Raw genomic sequence first — 23,343 nt, 5'->3', positions numbered from 1 at the left:
CGGATTGTTAGCGAGTATATTCAGTTTTATAACCAGCGCCGCATGCATGGTAGTTTATATGACTTGTCGCCACTGGAATTTATCAACGAACTAGCAGCAGGCAGAGTGAAACCATTTATTGTAAAGGTTTAAAAAAGCATGTTTTTGGTGAGTCCCGGAGGGGAACTCCTGGATTGGCACTAGGCGCCGAAGGGTAGCCTTGACAGCACGTTAAAAGGGCTGTGATAAAATATTCTACCGACGGGAGGGATAACCCTGCATGTTTTCGGAGCCGCCCGTCGGTAATCAATCCAGTATTACAGCCCTTAGTGCTGTCAAGGCCGCCGGTCTAGCGTCATTAGGTTTAAACTCCCTTTATAACACGCAAGTCTATGATATAAGTCGATTTTGGGATATAGACTCTAATAATAGGGGGTTAAACCGATATATAATCCAGTATGTCCTTTGCGCTTTTAGGTTCATTCTCAAGAAGCTGAAGAATCTCTCCAAAAAAAATAATACGATCGTCTAAATAATCAAATAGTAATTCTGATTTTATGGTAAAGTCATCAATACTTAACCATTGTTTGGACCATTCAGTAAGTACTAAACTATCTTTATCATCCTTTTTAAGAAAAGTTGATACAACAAATCTTGCAGCTTGATCGCTGCTTTTTTCCCAACCAATATTTTTACGAATCCATTCAGATAATAATTCACTTGTTATGGTATTCCCTACCTGACATTCAGAATCAATCCAGGAGAAAATTTTGTTTAATGACATTAAATAACTTTCAGGTGAATGAGGCAATCGGATAATAGTCATTAGTTTATTCGTAGTCATATATACACCACCCTTATTGTGTAAAACCATGATATTCTAGCAATATGAACACCCCTTATATTTATTTCGATTTTAACATATTTCCTAAGAATATTTATTATCATTTGTCAAAACATTATAAAAATTTCATTTTAAGTTATCAACCTGACGGTGATAGTGGTGAGTAAAAATAACATGCGTAAGAAAAGGGCCGCGGCTGCGGCCCCACGCGCGCTTCGCGCGCGCCCTTCCGCCGGGTTGCGGAAGCTTATTGAACATAACGACCCCCACAACAAAAAGAAACAATGCAGGCAAAGGAAAACCCGGGCACCGGCACGGCAAAAACCAGGCGTGCCGAAGTGCCAGGCTACGGTTCGGTCATAATATAGTATAGATGGCCACAGCCCCGCCCATAATCGTCACCCGCGGTGGCACTCCGAGCCGGGTATGCCGCCAGAATCAAAGCTGGCCACTGCCCCCAGGTCCCCCGGCGGTGGTGTCGGCACCACCGGCCCGGCTACGCCGGGTATCGGGAGCGGGACAAAAAAGTACCCCACAAAGGGGGTTATTTGTCATTATCTTTCATTTCCCTGGCCCATTCCCGAGCAATTCTGCCGATCTCCCGGTCCGCGCTGACTTCGTTGGGGTCGTCTTCGTCAACGGGCGCAAACTGGTACAGCTCAACCACCTTTCCATCGCCTTTCAATCTGGCTTCCCGCTTGCGCAGTATTTCCCGGTATTCTTGTCTGCCAAACTCGGTCATGTGTTCCATGTGTACGTGGGCATGGATTTCCCGGGCGCTGTTCAGCAAGTCGTGCACCTGCTGCGCTTCGGCGGCCCGGTCGATTTGGTTGAGTTTTTCGTAACAGTACCGGGCCATGTTTAAGGCGTTCATCAGGCAGTTGATTTCCTCCGGTTCCAGTTCGATTTTCATTTCATTCGTACCCCCTATACCTTGAATTCCCGCACCACTTTCCCGGCCGGGGTCTGGTCATCTTCTACAAAAGAAAGAAATTCCTCATCGTCTTCCGCACCGTCCAGGGCCTGTTCCCGTTTTTTAAAAGGCTTGTCCCCTTCGCCGCTGCGGTGTGCCTGCATGTCGAACAGGTTCAGCTGTACCGGTTCGATGTTCACGTTGACCTGCTCGTTGGGCCGGAATTGGCGCAACTCCAGCAGGTTTTCGTTGGTCAGTTCGATGTCGTCCAGCTGCACCCGGATGGCCTGGGCCCAGCCGTCGGCCAGCACTTTGTTGACGATCTCGATTTTTTTAATCCGCGCCTGGAAATCCGCTTTACGCATTAATTCTCACTCCTTGTAGTATTTTCCTTCTATCTTGCTTTACCCGGCTCATATCCCATTAACTCATCCAATTCGCTCAACCGGTTTCGTTCCCGGGCCGCGTAGACCAGCGCACGAATTTCTATCCGGCGCAGATTCGGGCGACCGGGTTCTTTCAGGCCGGCCAGCGCGTCATCAAAATAAACGTCTTTCGCCCGCACGCCAAGGCCGTCCATTTCACGAACCAGATAATAAAGGCATTCATCGAGGGGGTTCATTTCTCAGCTCCTGGACCACCACTTCCGCCCGCTCCTTTACCCCGGGCCGGACGAACAGGCCGGCTTTCAGCCTGGTGACCTGCCGGTCGTCACGCCAGGCAATGCCGTTTAAGCCGTCCTGGATGCTTTTGACGTAGTTGTCCAGGTCGCCCCCGGGCGCGGACAAATATACGTTTACCTGCAGCTTGACCGGACCGTCATAGGGGTTTTTAAACACCTGTTTGCCCGCCCAGCCCACGGTTTCTTCGTAGCTGCGGCTTTTTTTCGGGGTGTAGATTCTGCCGTTTCTGCCTGTCCGGGGCCGCTGTTTGGGCACCGGGCGGCCCGGGATGGTGAACGTCACCAATTAAATCACCCCCGCATTTTTGAGTGTGCGGAACATGTCCCGGCACGCTCTGGGGGTCCGGGCCAGCCGGGCCGCGGCCTGGTGGGGCTTTTGGTTTTGGACGGCGACAAGTACCGCCAGCCGGTACATTTCGGTGTCGGTCCAGGCGTTTTTGGTCCGGCGCCGGCGGGCGGCGTTGAATCTTTGCACCCGCTCCAGCAGCTCGTAAGGCGGTTGAACTGTTCCGGTTTGCGCCCCGCGGGGCTGCGGGCCGGCATAACCATGCATGGCCGGGTTGCTGTGCCAAACGGGATCGGGCAAATCGCTGCGCCGGGCCTGGGTCTCCCAGAAGGCGTGCAGGTTGTCTTCCAGCACCCGGCCGGTGGGGATGTCCACCCTGATGATGCATTCTTTGCTGGACATGGGGTCCACTCCTTTCTCTTCAGCTCATGTACAGTGACCGGATTAATGCTTTTTTCTCGTCCTGCCGGTTGACCGGCCGGTTTTCTTGCCCGTCTCGCGGCGCATTAATCCAGTCTAAGTACGGTTTGTCCGGCCCCAGGAAAGTGGCGGCGTGTTTGATGTAGCGCTGCTGCGTGCCCTGCCTGCGGCACTCGGCGGCGTAGTTTGCTGCGGCGTTGACCAGGTCCCCAACCAGGCCTTCCGTAGTCAGGCCTTCAGATAGACCTTCCCTGATGCGAATTTTCCAGCATCTGTAGGCACGCTGTTTTTCCACCTTCCGGGGATAGACGGCCCAGAATTTTTCAAAGTGCGGGTCGTACACACATGTTTCTTTTTCTTTACTTTTCTTTACTGTTTCTTTAATATTTCTTTCGGCACCGCTCTGGCCCTTGCCGCTGTTGGCTTGCGGGGTTTGCAAGGTTGGTGATTTACCAACTCCGGGGTTGGTATTTTGCCAACCCTCGGGTTGGTGATTTACCAACTCGGTAGTTGGTGATTTACCAACCAAGCCGGCGGGAATGGTTGGTGTTTTACCAACCGGGCCGGCGGGAATAGTTGGTGAATTACCAACTGCTGTTTCCGCGCCGGCTGGCAATTTACCAACCCAATTTGCGGTAGTTGTCGGTGAATTACCGACCTTTCCGCCCGGGCCGGGTGGTGTTTTGCCGTCCGGCCCGGCGGGGGTGGTTGGCGAAACGCCAGCTGCCGCGCCCGCGCCGGCCGGCGGCGTGCCGGTCCCTGTTCCGGCGCCGGTTGGCGCTGCACCGGCCGCTTTTTCCGCCAGGTTCCGCTTGAGGATTTGTTTGAATCGCTCCGGCCCGCCGGGCCGGGCCCGGGGAATGCGCCAGCGGTCGTAGTCTTTGTTCAAAGCGACCCGCTCGCCGTTTACGGTCAACACTCCGCATTCCACCAACAGGAGCAGTTCTTTTTTGATGTCGCTTTTATCGATGCCGATGACCTGGAAGTCGGCCTGCCGCAGTACGGCGTATTTGCGGCCGCACCCGTAGCTCAAGCGGATAACCAGCAGGATGATGTTCAGCTGCCGCTTTTTAAAACCGGCCAGGATGATGGCCTCGAATAACTCGTTGGATATTCTGGTGAACTCGTCGGGTTGCGGGTTGGCCATGACGTCCCCCTGATACTATTTGATTAAAAATGCACACAGCCGCACCAAAAAGTACCCCGCCACCAGGGCCAGCACGGTATAGGCGAATTTTTCCCCCCGGCGCGTATGCGGCGCTTCCAGCCATTCCTGGACCCGGGTGACCAGCCCGTCCAGCATCCGGACCAGGCGGCGGGCCGGCCCCGGCCTGGCGGATACTCCCGGCTTGAAGACCTGTGCTTTGATATCCTTCATTTGTCCAGCACCAGCTTAAAGTGCTTGTCGAACATGGTCTGGGCTATCCTCTCCAGCGCCCGGGCGCGTTTGAATATTTTCACCGCCCGGGGCCTTAAGTGCCGGGTGGCTATTTCCATGTCTTCGGCGCTTGTGATGATGAAATAACCGCCGGTGCCGGGCTCGGTGCTGCTGCCGATGGGCAGGCCGTGTTCCACCACCAGGTGGTAGATGATTTCCCGGGCCTCCCGCTCGCTTAAGCCGGTCAGTTCGGCTAGCCGGCGTTTATGCACGGCTTGTTTGCAGCCGGCGGGGATCAGTCCCAGCACCAGGCGTTCTTTGCGGGTCAGCTGTTCCACTGCTGTTTCACTCCTTCCCCGGGGGTTGCCCCCGCAAGTCTTCCGTTACAAATTCCGCCGGGTACGTCCTGCGCACATCCCCTGCAGCGATGTGCCCCTGTACCTGGTTGCAGCGTTATTCACCAGGCGTTCTTTGCACTGCAGGACGCGCTCGGCCCGTTTGTTTATGATTAACCGGCGTTTTAGCCATTACCGCACCGTTTTGCACATACGCTCGCAGAGTTGGACTTTTTGCTCTAAAGGCCAATCCTTGATGACAAATAGCAGCTCCGCCCGCAGGCAGTTATGGCACAGGTCGATTTCCCGGTATTCTTCTTCCGTGCGCCCGCTGGCGGTATCCCTGTAAGTGTCGAAGGGGATGTGCAGCGGGCGGCAGCCGCCCGGCAGCTTTTCCCCGCAGCGGTCGCAGGTGCGGTAGGTGTGTTCCGCCATTGCGGATGCCCCCTTTAATCACCAGTTTTTAAGATGAAAGGGGACACACCTTTAGCTTTCGGGTCACCGGTTAGGAGATACCTTTTAGCTTTGAGGTCAATGCTCCCCGGGTCAAGTGATACCCTTTTAGCTTTATGATCAATGCTCCCGGGTCAAGTGATACCCTTTTAGCTTTATGATTAATGCTCCCGGGTCAAGTGGTACCCTTTTAGCTTTATGATCAATGCTCCCGTGTCAAGGTATGCCCCAATAAAGTTTGGGGTTCTAGGCATGTCCCTAATTAAAGTCACGCATTTTTTACGCAGCCTTAATCGTTGCACGGCAAGGCCGCATTTTTGCCGGGGTCCGGTCCTCGCCTGCCGGCAAGCGGGACCGGTTCAGCATGTGCTACGTTTATCGCCGCACCGCCACCAGCATGCCGTCCTGCAGGGGGCAGTGGTCCCCGGTGTCGCTATAAAAGTAGTAGCCGCCGTACCGGTGGGCGTGTTCCACCCGGCCCAGGTGCCAGCCGCGGTCCGGGCCACCAGGGTTGTATACCTCGATGGGCCGGCCGCTGGTGAATTCGATGCCGGTGGTGTCCATGACGTACCGCCCGTTGGGCTGTATAAATATCCGTCCCTCGGTGCGGGGTTTTTGCAGGTACTCCACCCACCGGGCCAGGTCTGCGATTTCCGCGCCGTTTTCGCAAAGATTGACCAGCTTTTGCAGTTCCACCCGCTCGATGCCCTCCAGCCGGTCCAGGTAGGGGTAGAGGCTGGCCACCCGGTCCATTTGGTCCAGGGTGGCGGCCAGCAGTTCGCCCAGTTTCGTTACTTCTCTATTTGCGGAAATTCCGCGCCCCCGTTTAATCGGGGACATTCCTCGACCGAATAGACCCGACCCCGTAACAGAGGTGTGTCCCCGTTCATATAAAGCTGAGGTGTGTCCCATTTTCTTATCCTGCAGCATGGGCGGCACCCCTTTCCACGGCGGACTTGCCGCGCCCGCCGCCCAGTTCGCTGACCGCGCCGTCCTCCACCCAGAACATTTTCACACCCGGCAGCCCGGGGTTTTGAGGGATTACGTCGCCCACAGTGCAAAAGAGCATGATTTGGTCGAACTGGTCCAGCATGCCCAGCAGGGTACCCGTGAGCAAATCCCGGTTGTCCTGGTCCAGCATGTCCACTTCGTCAACAGCTATGAAGTTCAGCCCGGTCATTCTGGCGATGGCGGCCTGCAGCGCGATACCCACCCGGAGCTGCTCGCTTTTGGAGAGCAGCTTGACGGGCAGCACCGAGCCGTCCCGGTGTACCAGGGGTGTATAGTCTTCCTTCCAGGTGATCTGGTAGCGTTCGTCGGTGAAGGCGGCCAGCAGGGTGTTGATCTCTTCCGTCAGCCCGGCTATCCGGTCGCCCAGCAGGGTTTTGCGGATGCCGTCCGGCCCCAGGGCCTTGACCATGCGCTCGGTGACGGCCAGTTCCTTTTCCAAAACTTCCAGGTCCTGCTGCAGCTGGCGGGCCTGTTGGCGACCGTGGGCAGCCACTTCCAGCTGGCTCAAAATACCCCGCCCCTGGTCGATGCGCCCCTGCAGGCGGTCGATTTCTTCGGGGTCGGCCCCGCTTTTGTGCAGGGTTTCTTCCCAGGCGGCCGCCTCCTGCCAGGTGTTGTCCAGTTCCCTCTGTGTGCGGGCGATGGCTTCGTCCAGGCCGTGCAGTGCGGTTCGGTCGGCGTCCAGTTCGGTCAGGGTTTTCTCTATTGCGCCGGCCCGGTGCTGCAGGGCCTGTTTTTGCTCCTGCGTTTTGCGGATGCCGGCCCGGAGGTGGTCAACTTTCTCGTCGGCAGCAGCGTTTTCCAGTTCCAACTGGTTGATTAGTTCCTGTACTTCGCCCCCGCTCATGCGGCAGGCAATCAGTTCCGGGGCCAGGGGGCACCGGCCGTCGAAGGCCTGCAGTTTTTCCACCACCGCCCGCCTGGCCCGGTCCGCGGCCTGCAGCGCGGCCAGTTCCCGGTCGTATTCGGCCGCCGTGTTCGCGGCCTGTTCTGCTTGCGCTTTCACCTGGCCCAACTTCTGAGCTAGTTCTTCCCGGTCCCGGCCCGCCGTTTCCCGCTCCAGCCTGCTTTTTTCCTCGTTTAACCGTTCCAGTTCAGCAGCCAGCTTATTGACCCGCTCCCGGCACCGGGCCAGGTTCTCCTGTGCGGCCCGGCGCGCGCCGTGGGCTTTGAGCAGTTCGTTTTTCTCCCGTTCCAGCTCGGCCAGCTGTCTTTCCACGGCTTCTTTGTCTTCCAGGTCCAGGCCGTCCGGCAGGTTGGGCAGTTCCATTTCGGCCAGCGCCGCCCGGGTGCGCTCCAGGTCTTTTTTGGCCTCCCGGCGCTGTTCCCGGGCCCGCTTTTCCATGCCTTCCAGGATGGCGGGGTCTCCGCCGAATCCCGGGGGCAGCAGGGCCTTTACCCTGGAGGCCGCTTCCCTGGCCTGCTCGTCTGCCACCCCGGTGCCGCGCAGGTACTGCACGGTGGCGCCGGCTATTTCTTCCGCGGTGCAGGAGATGCCGCACAACGCGAACAGGAACGCTTTTTGTTCCGCGGGGGGCAGGTTAATAAAGGAGCCGGCGTTTAGGACCAGCTGAATCAATTGTTCGTCTGCCTCCAGGTGGTGGTGGATGGCGGCCTGTCCTTCCTGGATGTTCCGGCTTTTGCCCACGGTGAGGGTGTGGGGTGGCATGGCCCGGACCACACCGCCCAGGCCGGCCAGTTCCAGCCCCACCTGGCAGTTTTTCTCTTTGCGGGTGACCAGGTCGCCCGCTCCCCGGCCAGCCCGGTCGGTCCACAGATTGCGCCCGGTCAGGGCCCACTCGATGGCGGCCAGGATGCTGGATTTGCCGCTGTTGTTGCGCCCGACAAATATGTTTAGCCGGTCCAGCTCGACGGCGGTGTTTCTGTGGTTGCGGAAATTGTGCAGGGCCAGTTTGGTAATGTGCATTTTATGTGATCCTCCTTTGGGGGTAATGTGGTTATGTTCAATTAGCTTTTGCCACCAGTATAGCGGTCAGGGGACACACCTCAGCTTTGGGGTCAGGGTTTTGGGGTCGAGGAATGTCCCCAACGTATTGCGCGTTAGCGCATGGGGCGGCTTCCGCCGCCCCTATTAGGGGCAGGGGTTGTGTCCGCTGTATAAGCCGGCCCGCCGCCAAGCCGGTGTCGGTCGTCACCGGTCCCGGCCACCCGAAGGTATTGGCTCTCCCGTCGCGGGCGGGCCAGCATTTTTATAGGAATACGCTAAAACAGCCGCATTCTGCCGCCGTTTGCCGCCCGGGGCGGGAGCGGTGCCGATTCGGGTTTGGGGTTTGGCCTGCCGCCGGCCATGCTCAGGAGTAGTTCAATCACCCGGCTGGCCTCGGGTTTGGTCAGCTCCCTGGCCGATTGCTTGCCGGTTTTCTGTTCGATAAGCTGGTGCAGTGCCGTTTCGTCCAATCCGGCTTCACCGGCCGTGGCGAATATCTTCTTCAGCTGGGCCTGGGTGGCCGGAGCCTGGGCGGCTGCCCGGGGCTGCCGGGCGGGCTGGTCCGGCCCGGAGGGAGCGGTGCTGCGTGTGTGATTTCCCCCGGTGTTTTGCAGCCGCCCGGCATGCCCCGCGGCCTGTTGCTGGCGGTCAAAGGTGTCCCGCTCCAGAGCCGGCGGGTTTACCGCTTCCCCCGGCCCGTGCCCCATCGAATTGCCGGTGCCGGTATCCGCCTCAGGTGCGGGCCAGGTGCAGTTTTCCCCGGCACCGCCCGCGTTGCCGCCTGCTGCACCGCCAGCTTCTGCCTGCCCGCCGCCCACCACCGTCAGGCTGGGCTGCCGGCCGGCCCGGGGCAGCACTTCCACACCGGTTTCCAGCCACTCCAGCAACCTGGCGCCGGTTTCCGCACTCGGTTTGAACACCAGCCCGTCAAACAACCCGGTGCGGTCCTTGGTGGCGCTGGCGGTGTGGTTGTAATCCAGGTCCAGGAATACCGTGAACTCGTACTCCAGCCCGTCCCGCTGGATGGGGTTCATGCCCACCTTCTTGACCACCGTCTTGCCGTTTTCCACCACCTGGACGTGCTCCATCTTGGAGCGCAGGGTGGCGATGATATGGCACCTGGACTGCAGCATGGCGTCCACCAGTTCGTTGTGCCTGGGGGTTACCTGCCGCCAGGCGGTCCAGGAGTTGCCGCCCTTGTCCGCGGCGTACCCGTGGATGTCCAGCACGCCGCCGGGCCCGGCCCAGGCGTGAGAAAGGCTGTCGATGATGATTACGTTGTAGCCCGCGCTTTCCGCCGCCCGGATGGCCTCCACGTACTTTTCCGGCACAAAGGGTACCTCCAGGGTGCAAACATCGTACTCCCCCAGGTGGGCGTATAGTTCGCCCGAGCCGCGTTCGGTATCAATCAGCGCCACCCGGCCGCCCAGGCCGAAGGACACCTGCAATGCGCTATATGTTTTTCCACTGCCGGCCGGGCCGGCGAAGGCCAGGCGCAGCTTGACTTTTTTGCGCTGTGCGCGGTGAAATTGTAACGCCATTGGATATTCCTCCTTTTCAGATGGCAGCCATGTATTCGCTGCGGGTTTCCTTGACTTGCCAACTTGATGGTGTTAAACTTTGGTAAGAGGTTTTTTCTTGTGCCCCTTCCTTTGGGAGGGCTTTTTCTTTTGTCTGTAAGTAGCCTTTCTGCAGCATCTTGTCCCTGTGCGCTTTGCCGGCCGCTTCGGCGGCCCGGACCCCGAAGATCCTCATCATCACCCCCTCCACTTCGGCCACGGCCTGCTTGATGTTGGACACACACTTCCCATACAGTGCAAAATACTGGCTCTTTTCATGCTCGTTAAAGTCATATTGGGTCATCTTGTTGGTCACCAGGCGACAGAGCATGTCAGCCGCCGGCACCGCCTCGTCCAGTTCCCGTACCAGGCAGTAATGTACCGCCTGGGGGCTGTTGACGATGGCGTTCAGCACCGGCGGGTTGACGCGCCTGCCGATGGGGTCGGCCTCGCTCTGCTGCCACCTGACCAGGCCCGGGTCGCCGTACAGCTCGGCCATGTGCCAGACCAGTTCCGGCGGCGCCGGCTGCTGCCCCGCCTCGATGCGGTAAAGGCTACGCTTGTCGATGTGCAGCTGCTCCGCTGCCGCCTGGGCGGTAAAACCGGCCTGCTTGCGGCTTTTCTTAAACGGTAATTCCACCTGTTTTCACCCCCTTTGTGCCGCTGTTTGTCATAAAGCTGAGTATTGTTGACTAATTGACTAGTGATAAACTTAGCGCAGTTTATTTTCCACATCTTTTCTGAACAACTAATTTTTGCTCTTTTTTGTTTAATTGCATATATAAACCATGCGCCAGTATCCTGGCCATTTGATCCAGATATGCATCGGGATCATCCGCAGTGAAGCCGATAATCTGCCGCCCGGTGGTCACCAACCTGGTTTTGTATCGCCTGGCGGTAACTCTGCATAGTGCTACCTGCATATGGGTTACCTCGCCTGTTCCTTATTAAGCGTTTCGCTTACTTCGTGGGCTAAAAAAAACCGGGCTACATCCACACCCAACACATCGGCTATGGCCTCCAGTTTTTCCAGGGACGGGACCCTTTTGCCGTTTTCAATCATGGACAGATACCACAGCGAGATACCCGCTTTGCGGGCCACATGCTTGGCCATCACGCCCGATTCCTGGCGTATCTCCTTAATCCGCTTACCAACATGCATAACGACACTCCTTTCTAAGCGATATGCTTACCTGTTAACCCATTTTATAATAAGCGTTATGCTTATGTCAAGAAAATTTTTAGCATTTCGCTTAAAAATATATTATCAAAGTAAGCGTCGTGCTATACTAACGCCAAGGGGTGATAAGCGAGGTGCGTAATGAAAAGTTTGCCAAACGGCTCAAAGAGGAAAGGGAAAAAAAAGGCTGGACCCAGGAGCATATGGCCAAATTGCTGAACATTAAAATCGGCACTTTGTCTGGATACGAGCGCAACTACCGGACTCCGGACCTGGAAATGACTAGCAAAATCGCAAATCTACTGGGAGTCTCTGTGGACTACCTGCTGGGGTTGAACGATAATGAAGCGGCCCCCTGGTGGGAAAAAGACACCCCGCCCACCGACATCGAGTTGGATAAATTTATTCGAGAGCAACCCAACCTGCGCATCTTCGGCGATCCCCTTGATGAAGAAGTGAAAGATGATATCATGCTGGCGCTGCGCGCCGCCTGGGAGGCATTAAAAAAAGAAAGAGCCGCTTCCAAGCAGCCCAAAGGAAAGTGATATTTAGCTTATGTTTTTGTATAAAGAAGCCAGGAAGCTTGCCAAGAGCGGGGAGAAACCGCTGGATATTGCCCGCAGTCTGGGGATTAAAGTTTTATTCGCCCCGTTTCGAAAAATAAAAGGCCTGGCCATGTCGCTGGGCAACAAAAGAATAATTGCCATTAACAACGGCCTGTCGGAAGCAGAACAGCAATTTGTCTGCGGACACGAACTGGGCCATTTTTTATTGCATCCATCGACAAACTTCGTATTTGTTTTACACAACACGTTTTCGTATTCCAAGCAGGAATACCAGGCCAATCGTTTTTCTTGCGAGCTGATACTCGGTGAGAAGGCGGAAGACTATAAATGCATGATCACTGAAATGGCCGCCTCCGGAAAACTCGACCAGTTGAGCCGGTTCGTCAGCGAAATATCCAGTATGAATGAAGAAATACCATGAAAGGGGTCAGCCTAAATTGAAAGCAGTTATCTACGCCCGATTTTCCAGCGACAACCAGCGGGAAGAAAGCATTACCGCCCAGGTGCGGGCCTGTACGGAATACTGCAAACGCAAGGGTTACACCATCGTAAAAACTTACACCGACGAAGCCCGCTCCGCCCTGACCGACGACCGCCCCCAGTTCCAGCAGATGATCCAGGACGCCCGGGACGGCTTGTTCGATGCTCTAATTATTCACAAACTGGACCGTTTTGCCCGCAACCGCTACGACAGCGCCTTTTATAAGCGGGAACTGCGCCGCGCCGGGGTAAAAATGGAATCCGTTCTGGAACACCTGGACGATTCGCCAGAAAGCATCCTGCTGGAAAGCTTGCTGGAAGGCCTGGCCGAGTATTACAGTAAAAACCTGGGTCGGGAAGCCATGAAAGGGATGAAAGAAACCGCCCTGCAGGCCAAACACTGCGGCGGCATCCCGCCCCTGGGACTGGACGTGGGGCCGGACCGCAGCTACATGATTAACGAACATGAAGCAAAGGCCGTGCGCCTGATTTTTGATATGTATGATCAAGGTTTTGGTTACGACAGGATTATCGACGAATTGAACTCTTTTGGTTACCGCACAAAACGGGGCGGTCCGTTCGGCAAAAACTCTTTGCACGAAATTTTAAAGAACGAAAAATATATCGGCGTCTACACGTTCAACAAACGCCAGGGCAGGACAGCCTACGGGCGCAAAAACAACCGCCGGCAAAAACCGGCGGAAGAGATCATCCGCATCCCCGGTGCCATTCCCGCCATTATCGACGAGGCCTTATTCAACCGGGTGCAGGAAAGAATGCTTAAGCGCAAGCAAAACCCCGAACGGGCCAGGCAGAAAGCCAAAACTATATTTCTGCTCACAGGTTTGGTATTCTGTGGAGTGTGCGGCACCGCTTATATAGGCAATACCGCCACCAACAACGGCACCCGCTACGGGTATTATGAATGCGGGGCCCGGGACCGCACCAGGACCTGCACCAACCGGCGCATCAGGAAAAACGTGCTGGAGCAAATGGCTCTTGATGAAATAGATAAAATCTTTGCCCCGGATGTTCGACCGACGCTGGTTAAGAAAACCATAGATTTTTATCACCAGTTATATAACCAGTCTTATGATGAGAAAAAGTACCTGGAAAAGGAACTCAAGCGAGTTCAAACAGCGATAAACAACCTGCTGCGTTTAATCGAGCAGGGTCAGGCATCGGACGCGCTGGTGCAGCAGTTATCCAGGCGGGAACAGGAAGCGGCTTTGCTGCAGCAGGACTTGGACAGGCTATCCGCCAGGACGGCCATCACGTTGACTCAAAAGGATGTTGAGCTTTACTTTGAAAGCCTGTATCAGCAGTTTAAGGATAAAGAAAACGAGGAGCTGTTAAAGCAACTCGTCCAGCAGTTTGTTGCCAAAGTTACTGTTTTTGAAGATGAGATTAAGGTTGATTTAAAAATAGTTTTGGTTACCATTGGTGGAGGCGGGGGGAGTTGAACCCACCGTCCGAAAGAAGAGCCACAAGACCTTCTACGAGCGTAGGTTGTGTTTTAAAATTCGCCCCTTTGGCGCCCACAACCAGGCTTCGCCGGAGCTATCTCGATGAATTTCCCCGTTTGGCCTCCGAGAATCGGCTAAAGGGTAAGCCTGCTCATATGACACCCCGTGGCCCGCTCCACAGGCAAGTGCGGGTGGGATGCTAGCTGTAATTAAGCAGCTAGAGCGTAATTTTCTTTGTTGGCAGTTATATTAACTGTTCCACCGTTTAACGGGCTGATGGAACCCCGGCTCGCTTATCCTGCCACAACTTCCCCCGTCGAAACCATTTCGCCCCCATAATTAAATAACAAGTATTAAAGTTTGTTACATTACAGTTGTTTGAAACTTAACTAACACAGCTAATCTTGAGCAATCAAACTCACCTATCTAAAACCTTTGCCTATCTTTCATGGCCCGGTCCATTTCTCTTTTGGCGTCCCGGGCGGCAATATCTTCCCGTTTGTCGAATTTCTTTTTGCCCCGGGCCAGGGCCAGCTCAATTTTAGCCCATTTACCATTTTTAAAGTACACCTTAAGGGGGATAAGTGATAAACCCTTTTCCCTGGTTTGCCCGAACAGCCGCATGATTTCCCGCTTGTGCATCAACAGCTTCCGCGGGCGCTTGGGTTCATGGTTAAACCGGTTGCCCTGTTCATAGGGGCTTATATGCATATTATACAACACCAGTTCGCCGTTTTCAATCCGGGCGTAACTATCCTGAAGATTGGCTTTACCGGCCCGTATGGACTTGATTTCCGTGCCGGACAAAGCGATACCGGCTTCATAGGTTTCATCAATATGATACTCATGACGTGCCTTGCGGTTTACAATTGTCTTGGCCGACATAAAGAACACCTCGATAATCAAAGCCCAACCATATTCTCCGGCAGGGCTTTTAAGCTACGTCGATAAATTATGGAACAAAAATTACAAGCATTACGCCACCAGGTAATTATTAATTATACCATAATCCATAATACTGTCAACATGCTTGGCATTATTATTCCCGGCTACCTCACCAAGGCACATCAATTAAATCCAGCCGCCCGGCCGTCACAATCCCATTTCACCAGCAATGCCCTGCATGGCTTCCAAACCCAGGGCCAAAAACTCTTCAAGCTCCAGTCCCATTTCAGAGCAAGCCGCAATTATTTCACGGTTGGCACCCCGGGCGAAAGCCTTTTCTCCATATTTTTTCTTGAGGAAGGTAACATCCACAGCGGACAGCTTCTTTTCCGGTCTTACCAGCGCCCCGGCAACAATTAACCCGGTCAGCGGGTCGGTGGAATACAACGCCTTGTCCATAAGCGTTTTACGGGGTAAGCCGTGGGCCTCGTTATGCACCCGCACAGCATACACCACATCGCCGGGCAGTCCCTTATCCGCCAGCAAATCGGCCCCCTCCAAGCTGTGTCTATGCGGGTCATCCTTTGTACGATCGTAATCAATATCATGCAGCAGCCCCGCCAGGCCCCACTTCTCAACATCCTCATTGAAATGTTCAGCCAGGCGCCGCATCACAGCCTCCACGGCCAGGGAGTGTTTTATCAAATTTTTGTTTTTTAAATGCTGTTTTAAGAGTTTATATGCCTCTTCTCTGGTCATGAGTCTAAAATACCTCCAACAATCTCTATATTTGCGCCGGGTCAATCTTCATAAACTTGGCCGTAGCCTTGACGGCGGTCTTGCCGCCAGGCAGTATGATCCGCCCGGCCATTAAATAAAGCCTGTCCCTTTTTACCTCTTCGCACCACGATTCCACCACAAGCCTGGTTTTTATGGGCACCCCGATACTGTACCGGGTGTTCATTTCCACCGTCATAATGGAAATATCCTTCAACCACAGCCACCAGGCCATTGTTTCATCCAGCAAGGCGGCAATAAGGCCCCCGTGCATATAACCGTTCCAGCCCTGGTGCTCTTCCCCCGCCTCAAATTCGGTACGGCAAATATCACCATCCATTTTAAATTTTAGTTTCAAGCCAATGGGATTGGCCGGGCTGCAGCCAAAGCACATGTGGTCACTGCCCTTTACTCTACTTCGCAGGTAATTCACCCCCCGGACAATATCATTACATATTATAACCCATAATGACAACTGTTACCTGATAATGAAAAGCAGGCAAAAACCCGGTGAAATCCTTGCGCAATCAGTTATGCTGTTTTATTTATCATTTAATAGCACCTTTGAGCTTTATCCCGTTTAAGGCAATGCAAAAAACCCGGCTCAGAGCCGGGTTTTTTGCATGTGATTCGTTAACGCAGATGGATATCGTTTTGCACATCCTGGAGCAGTTTTTCATTTTTCCTGATGCGCGCCTCAAGCTCTTCAATTCTAGCTTCGTCCTCGTTACTATCTTTCAGTTTGGCCAATTCCTCCTTGTTTTCCACAATCTCCTGCTCCAATTCATATGAAAAATTTATTTTCTCGCCGTAGTTCATGCCCTTTTGGTAACGTTGTCCGGGATCACTGTAGTCCAAAATTATCCCTCCGATCCTTTATTTATAAATATTGTGCCCCGGTTTATTGTAAATATGCGTTTTAACAAATATACCGTCCACTTTAACATCGCCAGGGGGATAAAAATGAAGGGGAGTGAGGCCCGTGTCGCGTTGGCAGCATGAATGTCTGGATAATAATACTGTTTTTTATCTCTAGGTTGGGGAAATTTTTTCCATGGTAGCAACGTAGTGTCCAGATAATAATACCGTTTTCTATCCGGGAACAGGTGTATGTGCTATAATAAGGGTTGGGTGGAAAGAAAATATTTGGTTATTGATAATAAGGGTCTGTGGGCTTTTCCTTTACATAACCTACTTTGTTGACGGAGGGAGTTTTGGATATGGAAAATAAATTAACTTTAATCGTGGCTTTGGTTGCCTTTGTCTTTGCCGCCAGCATGATACCCATGAGCAGAATGAAGGTGCGCGGCAAGGGTGTACGCATCTGGCGCATAATTACCCTGGCACTGCTTGTTGTGGCCGCATTTTTAGCCATGTTTGCACCAGCGCTTGGAATTAAGTAACGGCACCCATGCGGGCACCGCAAAAGCCAGTCACCTTGGAGATTATAAATGGATCTCGCGCGGACTTTTTTAAACGGCCTCCAAGCAATAAAAAAACCGGGCTCACGGAGCCCGGCTTTTTTATTAGCTTATTACATTCTGGTGAGCAGGGGACCAAGGATCAGGGAAATGGTACCTGCCACCTTGATCAGCGGGTTCATAGCAGGACCGGAGGTGTCCTTACAGGGGTCACCCACGGTATCACCGATAACAGCAGCCTTGTGCGGGTCGCTCTTCTTACCGCCCAGGTTACCTTGCTCGATGTACTTCTTGGCATTGTCCCAAGCACCGCCGGCGTTGGCCAGGAACAGGGCCAGCAGCACACCGGTGGTGGTCAGGCCGCCCAGGAAACCGGCCAGGGCCATGGCACCAAGGCCAAAACCTACGAGAGGCGGAACGATAACGGCTACAACGCCGGGGAAGATCATTTTACCAATGGCGGAACGAGTGGCGATGTCCACGCAACGGGCGTAGTCAGGCTTGCCGGTACCTTCCATAATACCGGGGATTTCCCGGAACTGGCGGCGAACCTCTTCCACCATTCCAAAGGCGGCCTCACCCACGGCACGCATGGTACGGGCGCCAATCAGGAAGGGTACTGCGCCACCGATGAACACGCCCACCAGCACCATGGGGTCGGTCAGGTTAACGATAAAACTACCGCCGGTGGCCGCCAAAGCTTCATGCATGTTGGGGTTGTGCTTAACACCGTCAACATAGGCACTGAACAGAGCCAGAGCGGTCAAAGCAGCGGACCCAATGGCAAAACCCTTGGCAATAGCGGCAGTGGTGTTACCCACGGCGTCCAGTTTATCAGTTTTCTCACGTACTTCGGGGGGCAGCTCGGCCATTTCGGCGATACCACCGGCGTTGTCAGCCACCGGACCAAAGGAGTCCATCGCCACAACCATACCGGCGGTGGAAAGCATACCCATGGCAGCCATGGCAATACCATAGATGGACCACAGGGCAGCTTGACCTTCCGGGGCATATGTCAACACGGACCAGAAGGAGAAGTAAATAGCACCGGCAAATACCAGCATGGGGATGAATGTGGATTCCATACCCACTGCCAGACCGTTAATTACGTTGGTAGCCGGGCCGGACTTGGAAGCTTCGGCAATTTTTAATACCGGAGGCTTGTTGTTGGATGTGTAGTATTCCGTGAGATAGCCGACAGCCACGTTAACAATCAGACCGGCTGCAACGGCCATGAAAATACCTGTTGATACATTGCCGAAGACCACGCCGGTGGGTGTTGCAATACCGTCAACCGGGAAAACAGCCTTGGCCACAAACCAGGTACCAATCAGAGTCATAATATTAGTGCTCCACAGACCAACGTTAAGAGCAGCCTGCGGGTTACCGTCTTCACTGGTACGCACGGTAAAGGTACCAAGGATAGCAGCGATAATACCAACCGCGCCCACCAGCAGCGGGAAGATAACACCGGAGAAACCGAACAGCGTGTTACCAATCAGCATAGCGGCAATGGTGGTAGCGGCATAGGATTCAAACAAGTCAGCACCCATACCGGCGGTGTCACCAACGTTGTCACCAACGTTGTCTGCAATGGTGGCCGGGTTACGGGGATCGTCTTCCGGAATACCGGCTTCAACTTTACCCACCAGGTCAGCACCCACGTCGGCAGCCTTGGTGTAAATACCACCACCGACCCTGGCGAAGAACGCAATAACGGATGCACCGAAAGCAAAACTGTTAATGATCAGCGGGCTTTGGAAAATAATAAAAAGTAAGGAAACACCCAGCAGACCCAGACCGGCCACAGACAGACCCATAACGGCACCGGCGCGGAAGGAAACCTGCAGGGCCTTGCCCAAACCGGAACTACGAGCGGCTTCAGCGGTACGGGCGTTGGATTTGGTGGTACTGTTCATGCCCAGATAACCGGCAATGGCGGAGCAAATCGCACCGACCAGGAATGAAATGGCGGATGCAGGACCAACGGGCAGGTGGGATCCTTCACCCATCTCAACAAAATATTGTGCAGCCCATAGTAATACAAAAATTACAATTGCAAAAGGAATAAGTGTTTTATACTGACGATTCATGTACGCCATTGCGCCCTCTTGAACAGCTTCGGAAAGCTGCTTCATTTTGGGCGTGCCCATGCTCTCTTTGAGCACCTGGGACATTGTGAAAAGGGCGAACAAAAGCGCAAGAGCGCCTGCTCCAGCGGCGTAATACGCCAAAGTCATATTAAAATCCACTTATAATTACCCTCCTCTTCCCCTAAAATAAGCATTTTAAAAAGTGCAACAACCCTACTTGCGCCACAAGGCTCTCCAATTCACCTCCTTCATAGCATTGTTTTATCAAAGCTTATCCACTGTCCTCACAAAAAATTATAGCATAGAGAGCAAAATTTAACAATTGTTTTAATAAATACTGCATTTAAGCATAACTAATATTTCGCTGGCATTTATCTTTTGCGAATAAAAAATCCGGGGAACTCCCGGATTTCTTATCTCGTTAAAACCACAAGTATTAATGAGGTAGCGGCGAATCCTATGGCCACAAAAACGGTAATTTTAGCCAGGAAATCGTCCAAACCCTTCTTCTTGCCGAAAAATGTTTCAGCTCCACCGGCGATGGCTCCGGACAACCCGGCGCTTTTACCCGATTGCAGCAAAACTACCGCTATTAATCCCAGGCTGAAAATCACGTGTAAAACAGTTAATATTATTTCACCGACAGCCAATTTTACTCCCCCTTATGAGCTTAAAAACATTTTAATATAACAGGGTGGATAAAGCAACACTTATTGTGTATCAGCTCCATAGTTGCTACCCGGGGGGTTAACGTAAATTATAAAATACCTTGCGCCCTTTAAACAAAGCTGTGCCGGCCAATTCTTCCTCTATGCGCAACAACTGGTTGTACTTGACCACCCGGTCGGTACGGGACGGGGCACCGGTTTTGATTTGACCCGCATTAACACCCACCACCAAATCAGCAATGGTGGAGTCCTCCGTTTCCCCCGAACGGTGCGAAACCACCGCGGTATAGCCGGCCTGTTTGGCCATTTCTATGGCCGCCAGGGTTTCCGTGATAGTGCCGATTTGATTCAGCTTGATTAATATAGAATTGGCGGTGCCGGATTCAATACCCCTGGCCAGCCTCTCGGTGTTGGTGACAAACAGGTCATCCCCCACAATTTGCACTTTATTACCGATGCGCCGGGTTAACTGCTTCCAGCCATCCCAATCGTCCTCGGCCAGGCCATCCTCAATTGAGATAATGGGGTATTTTTCAACCAGGCGGGCGTAGAAATCAATCATTTCCGCCGCTGAATAGGTAACCCCTTCACCGGCCAAAACATACTTACCGTCTTTGAAAAACTCGGTGGCCGCAGCATCAATGGCCAGGGCCACATCATCCCCGGGGCGATACCCGGCCGCTTCAATGGCCTCCACCAGCACCGCCAGCGCTTCTTCGTTGGAGCCCAGGTTGGGGGCAAATCCACCCTCATCACCCACCGCGGTGTTCATTCCCTTTTTCTTCAGCACGCCCTTTAACGTGTGGAAAACTTCCGTACCCATCCGCAGTGCTTCGGCGAAATTAGGGGCCCCCACCGGCATGACCATGAATTCCTGGATATCCACGTTATTATCAGCATGTTTGCCGCCGTTTAATATATTCATCATGGGTACGGGCAGCAGCCGGCCTCCCGTCCCGCCCAGATAGCGGTAAAGGGGTAAATTCAATGCTTTGGCGGCAGCCCGGGCCACAGCCATGGAAACACCCAGAATGGCGTTGGCTCCCAGTTTACCCTTGTTGGGCGTTCCGTCCAAATCAATCATGGTCAGGTCGATGCCCGCCTGGTCCACGGCATCAAAGCCGGTTACTTCGGATGCTATTATATCATTGACATTTTCCACAGCCCTGGTTACACCCTTGCCTTTGTAACGATTGGGATCGCCGTCCCGCAATTCCACTGCCTCGTAAGCACCGGTGGAAGCACCCGAGGGCACTGCAGCCCGCCCCGTGGTACCATCTTCCAGCAGTACGTCCACCTCAACGGTGGGGTTACCCCGGGAATCCAGTATTTCCCTGGCCTGCACATCAATTATAGTTGTTGACATCAAAGAACCTCCTCGGAACATAATAAACCTTTATCATAGCATTTCCCAAAATCCAGTGTATAACAAAACATTACCAAGGCCGCCAGGAAGGCCGCAAGGACCTTTCAACCTTATATGCATGCCTTTCCAGGGCACAAAACATCATGAAAGAATTTCTTTGACGACTTTCAACACCCATCACCTAAGCAACCAGCGGCGCTATTGCTCCAGCAGGGTGCTGCCCGTCATTTCCGGCGGTTTTTCTATGTTCAGCAAGTGCAGCACCGTGGGGGCCACGTCCTCCAGGCGCCCGGTACGCAGTTTGGCGTTTTGGTGCTCCCGGCTCACCAGTATGAAGGGCACGGGGTCCGTGGTGTGGGCGGTTAATGGTTTCCCGGCCTCACCCACCATTTCCTCGGCATTACCATGGTCGGCGGTAATTAGCGCCACACCGCCCGCCTGCAGCACCGCCTGCACCGCCCGGCCAAGGCACATATCCACCGTTTCCACCGCCTTGACGGCCGCGGGCAATACACCGGTATGGCCCACCATATCCGGATTGGCATAATTTACGATAATCACATCATAGGTTTGTTCCTTAACCTTTTCGATAAAGGTATCCGTCACCTGGACAGCGCTCATCTCGGGCTGCAAATCATAAGTAGGTACCTTCGGCGAAGGGATTAATATCCGGTCTTCGCCTTTATTGGGCTTTTCCACACCGCCGTTGAAAAAGAAGGTGACATGGGCATACTTTTCGGTTTCAGCCAAACGCAACTGCTTTAAATTGCGATAACTGAGCACTTCACCCAGGGTGTTGACCAGCACCTGGGGACGAAAGGCCACCGGCGCCTCGATGGTTTTGTCATACTGGGTCATACACACATAATGCACCACCGGCCGGTCGGCGGGACGTTCAAAGCCATCAAAATCTTTGTCCACAAAGGCCCGGGTGATTTGCCTGGCCCGGTCGGGACGGAAGTTATAAAAAATAATCACATCGCCGCCCGCAACCCGGCCCACCGGGTTACCCTGTTCATCCACCACCACGGTGGGTTTGACAAATTCATCGGTTTCCCGGCGCCGGTAGGCCTGTTCCAGCGCTTCCAGCGCCGACGCCGCCCGGTAGCCCTCTCCCAGCACCATGGCGTCATAAGCCTCTTTGTTACGTTCCCAGCGGCGATCCCGGTCCATGGCATAATAGCGCCCCATGACGGTGGCCACTTGCCCGGTTTCCATCTTACGCATGCGCTCCACCAGGGGCTCTATATATTCCCTGGCATTGGCGGGCGGCACATCCCGGCCGTCCAGAAAGGCATGCACATAAACCCGGGGCAACCCCTGGTCCCGGGCCAGTTCCAAAAGGGCATATAAATGTTCAATATGGCTGTGCACACCACCGTCCGAGAGCAACCCCATCAAGTGCAGGGCGGATTTACGTTCCCGGGCCTTCTCCACTGCCTCCAGCAACACCGGGTTATCATAAAAAGAACGGTCCCGGATAGCCCGGCTGATTCTGGTCAACTCCTGGTAAACCACCCGCCCGGCCCCCATGTTTAAATGGCCCACCTCGGAATTGCCCATTTGCCCCCCGGGCAGCCCCACATCCTCGCCGGAACAGCCCAGCACGGTGTGGGGGTATTGAGCCAGCAGCTTGTCCATGTTGGGCTTTTTCGCCAGGGCGATGGCATTGCCCTCTTGCTTGTCACTGAGCCCCCAGCCGTCTAATATAAAGAGCGCCAGGGGGCGTTTATTGGCAGCCAAAATATTTCCTCCTCTATTAACCGCTTTAAGTTTAAACACTTCACGGAGACCTTATTTCAATCATTAGATTTTTTATTAAATCAACCATCATCAAGTAATATAAATCTACGCGCCGGCACCGCCAGCCACGGTATTTTTAATGATGCCGGCGAAACTGCCGGCCTGCAGGCTGGCGCCGCCCACCAGTGCCCCGTCAATATCGGGCTGGGCCATCAATTCCGCGGCGTTATCCGGTTTAACACTGCCCCCGTACTGGATACGAACAGCCCGGGACGCCTCTTCACCAAACATACCCCGCAGCAGCTCCCGGATGAACCCGTTCACCTGCTGGGCGTCCGACGCCGAGGCCGTGCGACCGGTGCCGATGGCCCACACCGGCTCGTAGGCCACCACCAGCCCGGCGGCCTGCCGGCCCGTTAATCCCGCCAGGGAGCCCTGCACCTGCCCGCGTACCACATCTTCGGTGGTGCCCGCCTCCCTTTCTTCCAGCCGCTCGCCCACGCATACAATGGGTGTAAGTCCATGGGCCAGCGCGGCATGTACCTTTTTATTCACCTGCGTATCTGTTTCCCCGAAATACTGCCGGCGCTCCGAATGCCCCAGAATAACGTAGCGGCAGCCTGTATCCCTTAACATACCCGGGGCAATTTCCCCGGTGAAGGCACCCTCGTTCTCCCAGTACATATTTTGCGCCCCCAGGGCGATGCCGCCACCCAGGGCCTGCAGTTGCTCAGCCACGGCGGCCAGTACCGTAAAGGGCGGGCACACCGCAATTTCCACCCCGCGTATTCCGGCCACCAGGCCGGCCAGTTCCCGCACTAGATCCACCGCTTCGCCGGCGGTCTTGTGCATTTTCCAGTTACCCGCTATGATGGGTACACGCATGGCAA

Annotated in this window: 30 protein-coding genes and 1 other RNA gene; 5 read left to right on the top strand and 26 right to left on the bottom strand. The window is 54.3% G+C overall.

Annotated features, from left to right (window positions below; all coding sequences use genetic code 11):
• Window positions 1–3: 3 nt before the first annotated feature.
• A complete protein-coding gene (locus LX24_RS10600; RefSeq protein ID WP_166512134.1) occupies window positions 4–132 on the top strand; it encodes an IS3 family transposase in 129 nt (42 codons plus the stop codon).
• Window positions 133–415: 283 nt separating this feature from the next.
• Here LX24_RS10600 and LX24_RS10595 read toward each other — a convergent pair whose 3' ends face one another.
• From LX24_RS10595 to LX24_RS10520, 16 genes are all read right to left on the bottom strand, one after another.
• On the bottom strand, window positions 416–823 hold the full coding sequence (locus LX24_RS10595) for a hypothetical protein (protein ID WP_166512124.1): 408 nt from the start codon (window positions 821–823) through the stop codon (window positions 416–418).
• Between the two features lie 544 nt (window positions 824–1,367).
• Window positions 1,368–1,736, bottom strand: a complete 369-nt coding sequence (locus LX24_RS10590; RefSeq protein WP_166512123.1) for a hypothetical protein — start codon at window positions 1,734–1,736, stop codon at window positions 1,368–1,370.
• A gap of 14 nt (window positions 1,737–1,750) precedes the next feature.
• On the bottom strand, window positions 1,751–2,101 hold the full coding sequence (locus tag LX24_RS15005) for a hypothetical protein (protein WP_243131708.1): 351 nt from the start codon (window positions 2,099–2,101) through the stop codon (window positions 1,751–1,753).
• A gap of 29 nt (window positions 2,102–2,130) precedes the next feature.
• Window positions 2,131–2,358: a hypothetical protein gene (locus LX24_RS10580; protein ID WP_166512122.1), complete on the bottom strand. Its 228-nt coding sequence runs from the start codon at window positions 2,356–2,358 to the stop codon at window positions 2,131–2,133.
• A complete protein-coding gene (locus LX24_RS10575) occupies window positions 2,342–2,701 on the bottom strand; it encodes a RusA family crossover junction endodeoxyribonuclease (RefSeq protein ID WP_243131707.1) in 360 nt (119 codons plus the stop codon). Before LX24_RS10575 ends, LX24_RS10580 begins: the two co-directional genes overlap by 17 nt.
• Window positions 2,702–2,704: 3 nt before the next feature.
• Window positions 2,705–3,106 carry a hypothetical protein gene (locus LX24_RS10570; RefSeq protein WP_166512120.1) on the bottom strand — a complete coding sequence of 134 codons (402 nt, stop codon included), beginning with the start codon at window positions 3,104–3,106 and terminating at the stop codon, window positions 2,705–2,707.
• A gap of 19 nt (window positions 3,107–3,125) precedes the next feature.
• Entirely contained in the window at window positions 3,126–4,271 is a 1,146-nt protein-coding gene (locus LX24_RS10565; RefSeq protein ID WP_166512119.1) for a replication protein, read from the bottom strand.
• A 15-nt stretch (window positions 4,272–4,286) separates the two neighbouring features.
• Entirely contained in the window at window positions 4,287–4,502 is a 216-nt protein-coding gene (locus LX24_RS10560) for a hypothetical protein (protein WP_166512118.1), read from the bottom strand.
• The gene (locus LX24_RS10555) at window positions 4,499–4,840 is read right to left on the bottom strand and encodes a DNA replication protein (RefSeq protein WP_166512117.1); all 342 of its coding nucleotides are present in this window, start codon (window positions 4,838–4,840) and stop codon (window positions 4,499–4,501) included. Before LX24_RS10555 ends, LX24_RS10560 begins: the two co-directional genes overlap by 4 nt.
• Before the next feature lie 189 nt (window positions 4,841–5,029).
• The gene (locus LX24_RS10550) at window positions 5,030–5,272 is read right to left on the bottom strand and encodes a hypothetical protein (RefSeq protein WP_166512116.1); all 243 of its coding nucleotides are present in this window, start codon (window positions 5,270–5,272) and stop codon (window positions 5,030–5,032) included.
• A 393-nt stretch (window positions 5,273–5,665) separates the two neighbouring features.
• Window positions 5,666–6,220, bottom strand: a complete 555-nt coding sequence (locus LX24_RS10545) for a DUF5348 domain-containing protein (RefSeq protein ID WP_166512115.1) — start codon at window positions 6,218–6,220, stop codon at window positions 5,666–5,668.
• A complete protein-coding gene (locus LX24_RS10540) occupies window positions 6,207–8,228 on the bottom strand; it encodes an AAA family ATPase (protein WP_166512114.1) in 2,022 nt (673 codons plus the stop codon). The genes LX24_RS10545 and LX24_RS10540 overlap by 14 nt, the downstream gene beginning before the upstream one ends.
• Window positions 8,229–8,524: 296 nt before the next feature.
• Window positions 8,525–9,790: an AAA family ATPase gene (locus tag LX24_RS15000; protein WP_243131706.1), complete on the bottom strand. Its 1,266-nt coding sequence runs from the start codon at window positions 9,788–9,790 to the stop codon at window positions 8,525–8,527.
• Between the two features lie 16 nt (window positions 9,791–9,806).
• On the bottom strand, window positions 9,807–10,448 hold the full coding sequence (locus LX24_RS10530; RefSeq protein ID WP_166512113.1) for a helix-turn-helix domain-containing protein: 642 nt from the start codon (window positions 10,446–10,448) through the stop codon (window positions 9,807–9,809).
• A gap of 82 nt (window positions 10,449–10,530) precedes the next feature.
• Window positions 10,531–10,731, bottom strand: coding sequence for a hypothetical protein (locus tag LX24_RS10525; protein WP_166512112.1), 201 nt, complete (start codon window positions 10,729–10,731; stop codon window positions 10,531–10,533).
• A 5-nt stretch (window positions 10,732–10,736) separates the two neighbouring features.
• Window positions 10,737–10,970, bottom strand: coding sequence for a helix-turn-helix domain-containing protein (locus LX24_RS10520; RefSeq protein ID WP_166512111.1), 234 nt, complete (start codon window positions 10,968–10,970; stop codon window positions 10,737–10,739).
• A 152-nt stretch (window positions 10,971–11,122) separates the two neighbouring features.
• On the opposite strand from LX24_RS10520, the gene LX24_RS10515 reads away from it, so the two are divergent.
• From LX24_RS10515 to LX24_RS10505, 3 genes are read left to right on the top strand one after another with little or no spacing between them, the layout of a single operon-like run.
• The gene (locus LX24_RS10515; protein ID WP_166512110.1) at window positions 11,123–11,533 is read left to right on the top strand and encodes a helix-turn-helix domain-containing protein; all 411 of its coding nucleotides are present in this window, start codon (window positions 11,123–11,125) and stop codon (window positions 11,531–11,533) included.
• A gap of 10 nt (window positions 11,534–11,543) precedes the next feature.
• Window positions 11,544–11,975, top strand: coding sequence for an ImmA/IrrE family metallo-endopeptidase (locus LX24_RS10510; RefSeq protein WP_166512109.1), 432 nt, complete (start codon window positions 11,544–11,546; stop codon window positions 11,973–11,975).
• Window positions 11,976–11,991: 16 nt separating this feature from the next.
• Window positions 11,992–13,497: a recombinase family protein gene (locus LX24_RS10505; protein ID WP_166512108.1), complete on the top strand. Its 1,506-nt coding sequence runs from the start codon at window positions 11,992–11,994 to the stop codon at window positions 13,495–13,497.
• Here LX24_RS10505 and ssrA read toward each other — a convergent pair.
• The 5 genes from ssrA to LX24_RS10480 form a co-directional block, all read right to left on the bottom strand.
• Window positions 13,476–13,835, bottom strand: a transfer-messenger RNA (tmRNA) gene (gene ssrA / locus LX24_RS10500). The genes LX24_RS10505 and ssrA overlap by 22 nt on opposite strands.
• A 91-nt stretch (window positions 13,836–13,926) precedes the next feature.
• The gene (gene smpB / locus LX24_RS10495) at window positions 13,927–14,385 is read right to left on the bottom strand and encodes an SsrA-binding protein SmpB (RefSeq protein ID WP_166512107.1); all 459 of its coding nucleotides are present in this window, start codon (window positions 14,383–14,385) and stop codon (window positions 13,927–13,929) included.
• A gap of 207 nt (window positions 14,386–14,592) precedes the next feature.
• A complete protein-coding gene (locus LX24_RS10490; RefSeq protein ID WP_166512106.1) occupies window positions 14,593–15,144 on the bottom strand; it encodes an HD domain-containing protein in 552 nt (183 codons plus the stop codon).
• Window positions 15,145–15,169: 25 nt separating this feature from the next.
• On the bottom strand, window positions 15,170–15,595 hold the full coding sequence (locus LX24_RS10485) for a PaaI family thioesterase (RefSeq protein ID WP_243131705.1): 426 nt from the start codon (window positions 15,593–15,595) through the stop codon (window positions 15,170–15,172).
• A 200-nt stretch (window positions 15,596–15,795) separates the two neighbouring features.
• Window positions 15,796–16,020 carry a hypothetical protein gene (locus LX24_RS10480; RefSeq protein ID WP_166512105.1) on the bottom strand — a complete coding sequence of 75 codons (225 nt, stop codon included), beginning with the start codon at window positions 16,018–16,020 and terminating at the stop codon, window positions 15,796–15,798.
• 362 nt (window positions 16,021–16,382) lie between these two features.
• Between LX24_RS10480 and LX24_RS10475 the strand changes: the two genes are divergently transcribed.
• Window positions 16,383–16,565, top strand: a complete 183-nt coding sequence (locus tag LX24_RS10475) for a hypothetical protein (RefSeq protein ID WP_166512104.1) — start codon at window positions 16,383–16,385, stop codon at window positions 16,563–16,565.
• Between the two features lie 131 nt (window positions 16,566–16,696).
• Here the strand turns inward: LX24_RS10475 and LX24_RS10470 are convergent, their stop codons facing one another.
• The 5 genes from LX24_RS10470 to tpiA all read right to left on the bottom strand — a co-directional run bounded on the left by LX24_RS10470 (window position 16,697) and on the right by tpiA (window position 23,338).
• Window positions 16,697–18,823: a sodium-translocating pyrophosphatase gene (locus tag LX24_RS10470; protein WP_166512132.1), complete on the bottom strand. Its 2,127-nt coding sequence runs from the start codon at window positions 18,821–18,823 to the stop codon at window positions 16,697–16,699.
• Window positions 18,824–19,089: 266 nt separating this feature from the next.
• Entirely contained in the window at window positions 19,090–19,326 is a 237-nt protein-coding gene (secG, locus tag LX24_RS10465; protein ID WP_166512103.1) for a preprotein translocase subunit SecG, read from the bottom strand.
• Between the two features lie 97 nt (window positions 19,327–19,423).
• The gene (eno, locus tag LX24_RS10460; protein ID WP_166512102.1) at window positions 19,424–20,710 is read right to left on the bottom strand and encodes a phosphopyruvate hydratase; all 1,287 of its coding nucleotides are present in this window, start codon (window positions 20,708–20,710) and stop codon (window positions 19,424–19,426) included.
• 198 nt (window positions 20,711–20,908) lie between these two features.
• Window positions 20,909–22,453: a 2,3-bisphosphoglycerate-independent phosphoglycerate mutase gene (gene gpmI, locus LX24_RS10455; RefSeq protein WP_166512101.1), complete on the bottom strand. Its 1,545-nt coding sequence runs from the start codon at window positions 22,451–22,453 to the stop codon at window positions 20,909–20,911.
• Window positions 22,454–22,558: 105 nt separating this feature from the next.
• The gene (tpiA, locus tag LX24_RS10450) at window positions 22,559–23,338 is read right to left on the bottom strand and encodes a triose-phosphate isomerase (RefSeq protein ID WP_166512100.1); all 780 of its coding nucleotides are present in this window, start codon (window positions 23,336–23,338) and stop codon (window positions 22,559–22,561) included.
• Window positions 23,339–23,343: the final 5 nt, after the last annotated feature.

This window comes from Desulfallas thermosapovorans DSM 6562 (assembly GCF_008124625.1).
Classification (GTDB): Bacteria; Bacillota; Desulfotomaculia; order Desulfotomaculales; family Desulfallaceae; genus Sporotomaculum; species Sporotomaculum thermosapovorans.
This window is presented reverse-complemented; position numbering and strand designations above follow the sequence as displayed.